This is a genomic window from Natronomonas sp., from assembly GCF_036625485.1.
Lineage (GTDB): Archaea > Halobacteriota > Halobacteria > Halobacteriales > Haloarculaceae > Natronomonas.
This window is the reverse complement of the sequence record NZ_JAZKTR010000148.1, coordinates 1-5,926: the sequence shown is the minus strand read 5'-3', so window position 1 is coordinate 5,926 and position 5,926 is coordinate 1. Positions and strand designations below refer to the sequence as shown.

Below are 5,926 nucleotides of genomic sequence, written 5' to 3'. Positions count from 1 at the left end.
GGCCGTGGTCACACCACGGGACGGCTGGCCGCGTGTTCGTATTTAAATCACAGGCGGTCGACCTTCTCTTTCGTCTCCACGACGATCGTGTCGGCGAGCAGGTCACCGAGTCGCTGGTTCCGGTCGGTCAGGTAGATGGCGATGAGACCGATGAGGTAGAAGAACGGCAGCGCGTCGACGATACGGAGGAGTGTTCGGATGGCGGATTCCCGGTAGGTAATGGGGTCGCCGTCCTCTGTGACGACGACGATATTCAGCAGCATCTTGCCGACTGTCTGGCCGTATTCGGCCTCGAAGTAGATGAAATAGGCGAAGAAGACGATGCCGATCAGTCCACCGACGAGAGCGCCCAACGTGTCGGAGATCGCGCTGACGATACTGGTCAGAACGCCGTACACGACGCCGAACAGGATCGCGTCTATCAGGAACGCCGCGATGCGCTTGAACACGACGTCGCCTTCGGTACCCAGCTCCGGTTGCGGTCGTTCGAGGGAAACCATGGACATCTCTGCACCCGGCGATGAAATAAATGCCACTCACTCCGGGACCGTTCGCGGGGTTCGCTGATTTATAAGGGGTATCGCCCGCGAATTTAAACGATATCGCGCCGTATCCACCCTGTGGTCGACGACGACACGCCGACGTTCGCCATCTCTGACCGCCCGGTACGTCGCTATCCGCGGCGCGGGGGCGTCGAATACGAGGGAGAGACCGTCTTCTCGGTGACGCCGGCGGACGACTACGAGGACCCGCAACTGGCGTCGCTGGTCGAGTCGGTGCTCGACGAGGGGCCCTACCGGTACGGCGACTGGTTCGACCTGCCGATGCCGCTGTATCTGGTCCACGACGAGGAGACCGGCGATACGTTCCGCGTCGCGGTCCGTGACGGAAGTGTCGAGTTCCACGTCCTGCCGAACACCGACTCGGCGGGACTGCGGGCGCTCTACGAGCGATTAGTAACAAAATCCGACGCGTCGTGGCACGTGTGTCGCCGGGCCGAATAAAGCGGGGTAAGGGTTGGGGACAGGGTGCCTCTCGTCGGGTGCAGTGTGGCCCTTTCTCCACTCGCACCCATCTATACGATGGCCGATTGCCCTCTTCAGTATTCTCCCAATTTGGACCCAAATTCCCGCGATAGGCTCGGGTGCTGACGACGCCTCATCGGCGAGGGAGTCGGCTCGGACCCACAACCGACTTACCCGGTGGTTCCGTCTCCATCGATATGAGCGTCTCTCGTGTGGTCGAACTCGAGGGCCACATCATCGACTCGGGGATGATGGAGGCCGCCTTCAGCATCGTCATGGACCACGGCGGCTCCTTCGACGTCGAGGAGTTCGATATCGGCCGCCAGAAGGACAAAGAATCGTACGCTCGGATGCTCGTGACTGCGGACGACGAGGAAACCCTCCAGCAAATCGTTCACGACCTCCACCAGCGTGGGGCGAACCCGGCGGACCCCAACGACGCCCAACTCGAAGAAGCGCCCGAAGACCAGGTCGTCCCGCACGGCTTCTACTCGACGACCAACCACCCGACCCAGATCCGCTACGACGGCGAATGGATCGAGGTCGAGGATATCGAGATGGATTGTGCCGTCATCGTGGAAGCCGACGAATCAGTCGACAACGACGCCGGCGTCCGCGCGTACACGAAGGTGCTTAACGCCATCGAGGAAGGCGACCGCATCGTGACCGGCGACGCGGGCATTCGCGTCCAGCCGCCGGAACGCCCCCGCGGACAGGAGGGTGCCTTCGGCTTCATGCAGGGCGGCATCTCCAGCGAACGACCCTCCGAATCGACCATCGAGCAGATCGCCGAGGCCATCGAGGAGACCAAACGGGAGGGGGGTAACGTCCTCGTCGTCGCCGGCCCCGCACTCATCCACTCGGGGGCCCGCGAGGACCTCGCCCGCCTCGTCGAGAACGGCTACGTCGACGGCCTCTCCATCGGAAACGGCTTCGCCGTCCACGACATCGAACGGGACCTCTACGGCACGTCGCTCGGCGTCAACACGGAGACGCTGGACCACGCCCGCCACGGCCACAAACACCACATCTACGCCATCAGCGAGATCATCCGCGAAGGCGGCATCGAGGAAGCCGTCGAGAGCGGCAAACTCGAATCCGGCGTCATGTACCAGTGCGTCGAAAACGACGTGCCCTACGTCATCGCCGGCTCCATCCGTGACGACGGTCCGCTCCCTGACACGATTACCGACGCCGTCGAGGCCCAGAACGCCATTCGCGAGCAGGCACGCGATGCCGACATGGTGCTCATGCTCTCGACGCTTCTGCACAGCGTCGCGGTGGGCAACTGCTTGCCGTCGACGACGCGAGTCGTCTGTGTCGATATCAATCCCGCGACCGTCACGCAACTGCTGGACCGCGGCTCGGCGCAGGCGGTCGGTATGGTGACCGATATCGGGACGTTCGTACCCATCCTCGCGGAGAACCTGCTCGAAGAGGGTGCGGTCGAACTCGACGACTGATAGGCTTGAAAAGAACCTCCCGGCGTCCACGTCGGCCTCGCGGTGTCGTCTTTTATGCCACCTGCCGGTACGCCTCTCCGTTTGCGGTCGCCGACCCGTCGCCGATGGCGATTAGCTCGACAGGGGAATGCAGACGACGGGTCGGTCCGACGAGAGCAGGACCTGTTGGGCCGTCGAGCCGAACACCATCTTCCCGGTGCGACTCCGCTGTCGGACACCGAGGACGATCTCGTCGACATCGTGCTTGTCGGCGAACATCTTGATGTCGGTCTCCGGGTCGTTGCCCCGGACGAGTTGGTGGGTCTCCGCGTTCGGCAGCCCCTCGGCGAGCTCCTCCATCGCGTCCGCACCCTCGAAGATCTTCTTGTCCGAGGTCTCGTCACCGCCGACGTTCGAATTGACGACGTAGACGGTGTCGCCGTCGCTGATGCGACCTTCGAGATAGCGTCGGAGCCGCTTACTGGTCGTCTCGTTGTCGGTCGCTGCAAGGAACTTCGTCATACTCGAATCGTCGCCCGGAGCCCTCTTAAAACCGACCGCTGAACCGATGGATGGTATCACGTTCTTGTACATATTTGGAAAAACAGAGTGCTTGATATACAACTGGATGCGTCCCGAATCGGGGCAATCATTAGCCATGCGGCGTAACGGTCGGATACGCTCAGTTTCCTATGACAGCCAACGGTAGCCCCTACGCGCCGCATACCGACGCCGAGACGGAAGCGATGCTCTCGGCGGTCGGAGCGGAACGCGAGGAGGCACTCTTCGACATCCCCGCGGAGGTCCGCTTCGACGGGTCCTTTGGTATCGACGCGCGGAGCGAACAGGCGGTCCGGGCCCACGTCGGACGAATGCTCGGCGAGAACGACGATCTCGTCGAGTTCCTCGGCCGGGGCCACTACGACCACTACGTCCCCTCGATGGTCGACCACCTGTCGCTTCGCTCGGAGTTTCTGACCAGTTATACCCAGTACCAACCCGAGGTCGCACAGGGCTTTCTGCAGGTGCTCTTCGAGTATCAGTCGATGCTCGTCGAGTTGACCGGCCTCGACGTCGCCAACTGCTCGATGTACGACGCCGCGACCGCCCTCGGCGAGGCCGCCACGCTCGCGACGCGCGTCCGAGAGGCCTCCGGCTCGCGCGTGCTCGTCCCGGAGTCCCTGCAAGCCGGCCGTCGCGGTACACTCGAGAACTACCTCGCGGGCCACGACCTCACCGTCGAGTCCTACCCGATGGACGACGGCAACGTCGATACCGATGCGCTCGCCGATACCGTCGACGAGGAGACGCTCGTCGTCTACGCCGAGAACCCGACGGTTCGGGGGACCATCGAGGAGAACCTCGATTCGGTCGGCACGCTCGCCGACGACCACGACGCCCTGTTCGTCCTCGGGTCCGACCCCGTCGCCCTTGCACTGCTCGAAGAGCCCGCAAGCGTCGGCGCCGACGTCGTGGTCGGCGACGCCGCGACGCTCGGCCTGCCGACGGCCTACGGCATGGGTCTCGGTCTCTTCGCCTGCCGTGAGGACTTCCTCCGGCAGGTCCCCGGCCGCCTCGTCGGCGCCAGCGAGGACGACGACGGCCGCCGCGCCTACACGCTCACGCTCCAGACCCGCGAACAGCACATCCGTCGGGAGCGCGCCACCTCGAACATCTGTACGAACCAGGCGTGGGTCGCCCTCCGAACCGCGATGCACGTCGCGTGGCTCGGTGCGGACGGCCTCGTCGACCTCGCCGAGGACTGCGTCGTTCGCGCACGCGACCTCGCCGACCGCCTCGACGAGATCGCCGGCGTACGCGCGCCGATCCACGACCGCCACCACTTCCGCGAGTTCGTCGCTCGAACCGACCAACCCGCCTCCGCCATCAGCACCGATCTCGAAAACGCGGGCTATGCGGTCCACGCCGTCGGCGAACACGAGGTACAGGTCTGTGTGACCGAGACGAACGAGGCCGCCATCGACGGCTTCGTCGCCGCGTTCAAGGAGGCCGCACGATGACCGACGACAACGATCCCCTCGTCTACGATCAGGCGCGCTGGGTCGAGGACGCCGAGACCTACGAACCGCTCCTCTCGGAGAAGAACAGCGAGGAGGTCGAAGTCGACTCCTCGCTTCCCGACGACCTCACCCGCGACAGCGTCGAGTTGCCGAGCCTCAGCGAACCGGAACTCGCGCGTCACTACACCCGTCTCTCCGAGATGAACTACGGGGTCGAATCCGGGCCGTTCCCGCTTGGGTCCTGTACGATGAAGTACAACCCCAAGTTCACCGAGGACGTCGCAGCCCTGCCCGACGCGTCGGTCCATCCGGGCCGGTCCGAACGGAGCGTGCAGGGAACGCTCAAACTCCAGTACGAACTGCAGGATTACCTGGGGCGCATCGGCGGGATGGATGCGGTCACCCTCCAGCCACCCGCGGGTGCCGCCGGGGAGTTCGCCGGCATCCTCATCGCCAAGGCCTACCACGAGGCCAATGGCAACGATCGAAGCGAAGTCGTCATTCCCGACTCTGCCCACGGCACGAACTTCGCCAGCGCGGCGATGGCAGGCTACGACGTGGTGACGCTCCCGAGTGCCGAAGACGGCCGTGTCGACCTGGAAGCCCTCGATGCCGCCCTCTCCGAGGACACCGCCGCGCTCATGCTCACCAACCCGAACACCCTCGGGCTCTTCGAGCGTGATATCGAGGAGATCGCCGACATGGTCCACGACGTCGGCGGCCTCCTCTACTACGACGGCGCGAACCTCAACGCCCTGCTCGGCCGCGCCCGCCCCGGCGACATGGGCTTCGACGTCATGCACTACAACGTCCACAAGACGTTCGCCACACCCCACGGCGGTGGTGGTCCCGGTGCCGGCCCGGTCGGCGTCACCGAGGAACTCGCCGAGTTCCTGCCGGACCCGCACGTTCGGAAGGCCGATGGACGCTACGAACTCTACGAACCGGACAACTCCATCGGCAAGGTCCACGGCTACCAGGGCAACTGGCTCGTCCTCGTGAAGGCCTACGCCTACATCGCCCGCCTCGGCGACGAGGGCCTGTCGGACGCCTCGGCGAAGGCCGTCCTCAACGCCAACTACCTCGCCGAACAGGTCGACTACGAGGTGCCCTTCGGACCGTTCCACCACGAGTTCGTCGCCTCGGCTGGCGAGCAGGACGCCGCCGACGTCGCAAAGCGCATGCTCGATTACGGCGTCCACCCGCCGACCACCAAATGGCCCGAGATCGTCGGCGAAGCGCTGATGACCGAACCCACCGAGATCGAGAACAAGCGCACGCTCGACCAACTCGCGGCGGCGTTCAACGCCGCTCGCGGTGACGCCGACGAAACCCTGGAGGCCGCCCCCGAACGCACCGCCGCGGCCCGCATCGACCAGGTGACTGCCGCCCGGAATCCGCGACTCTCCTGGCAGGCGCTGGGCGACGAATAGCGTAC

General features: G+C 64.8%; 6 protein-coding genes. 4 read left to right on the top strand and 2 right to left on the bottom strand.

The window, feature by feature from the left end; genetic code table 11:
- Positions 1–47: 47 nt before the first annotated feature.
- The gene (locus V5A53_RS12275; RefSeq protein ID WP_332313906.1) at positions 48–500 is read right to left on the bottom strand and encodes an RDD family protein; all 453 of its coding nucleotides are present in this window, start codon (positions 498–500) and stop codon (positions 48–50) included.
- Between the two features lie 120 nt (positions 501–620).
- Between V5A53_RS12275 and V5A53_RS12270 the strand changes: the two genes are divergently transcribed.
- Positions 621–1,004, top strand: a complete 384-nt coding sequence (locus V5A53_RS12270) for a hypothetical protein (protein WP_332313905.1) — start codon at positions 621–623, stop codon at positions 1,002–1,004.
- 218 nt (positions 1,005–1,222) lie between these two features.
- The gene (locus tag V5A53_RS12265; RefSeq protein WP_332313904.1) at positions 1,223–2,488 is read left to right on the top strand and encodes an ornithine cyclodeaminase; all 1,266 of its coding nucleotides are present in this window, start codon (positions 1,223–1,225) and stop codon (positions 2,486–2,488) included.
- Between the two features lie 111 nt (positions 2,489–2,599).
- On the opposite strand, the gene V5A53_RS12260 is transcribed toward V5A53_RS12265, so the two are convergent.
- A complete protein-coding gene (locus V5A53_RS12260; protein ID WP_332313903.1) occupies positions 2,600–2,989 on the bottom strand; it encodes a universal stress protein in 390 nt (129 codons plus the stop codon).
- Positions 2,990–3,159: 170 nt separating this feature from the next.
- On the opposite strand from V5A53_RS12260, the gene gcvPA reads away from it, so the two are divergent.
- Both gcvPA and gcvPB read left to right on the top strand, forming a co-directional pair.
- On the top strand, positions 3,160–4,488 hold the full coding sequence (gcvPA, locus tag V5A53_RS12255; RefSeq protein ID WP_332313902.1) for an aminomethyl-transferring glycine dehydrogenase subunit GcvPA: 1,329 nt from the start codon (positions 3,160–3,162) through the stop codon (positions 4,486–4,488).
- On the top strand, positions 4,485–5,921 hold the full coding sequence (gcvPB, locus tag V5A53_RS12250) for an aminomethyl-transferring glycine dehydrogenase subunit GcvPB (RefSeq protein WP_332313901.1): 1,437 nt from the start codon (positions 4,485–4,487) through the stop codon (positions 5,919–5,921). Before gcvPA ends, gcvPB begins: the two co-directional genes overlap by 4 nt.
- Positions 5,922–5,926: the final 5 nt, after the last annotated feature.

Bases quoted from the DNA above. Each gene is read 5' to 3' on its own strand.
- V5A53_RS12275 (WP_332313906.1), bottom strand. From the start codon at position 500: ATGGTTTCCCTCGAACGACCGCAACCGGAGCTGGGTACCGAAGGCGAC.
- V5A53_RS12265 (WP_332313904.1), top strand. From the start codon at position 1,223: ATGAGCGTCTCTCGTGTGGTCGAACTCGAGGGCCACATCATCGACTCG.
- V5A53_RS12260 (WP_332313903.1), bottom strand. From the start codon at position 2,989: ATGACGAAGTTCCTTGCAGCGACCGACAACGAGACGACCAGTAAGCGG.
- gcvPA (WP_332313902.1), top strand. From the start codon at position 3,160: ATGACAGCCAACGGTAGCCCCTACGCGCCGCATACCGACGCCGAGACG.
- gcvPB (WP_332313901.1), top strand. From the start codon at position 4,485: ATGACCGACGACAACGATCCCCTCGTCTACGATCAGGCGCGCTGGGTC.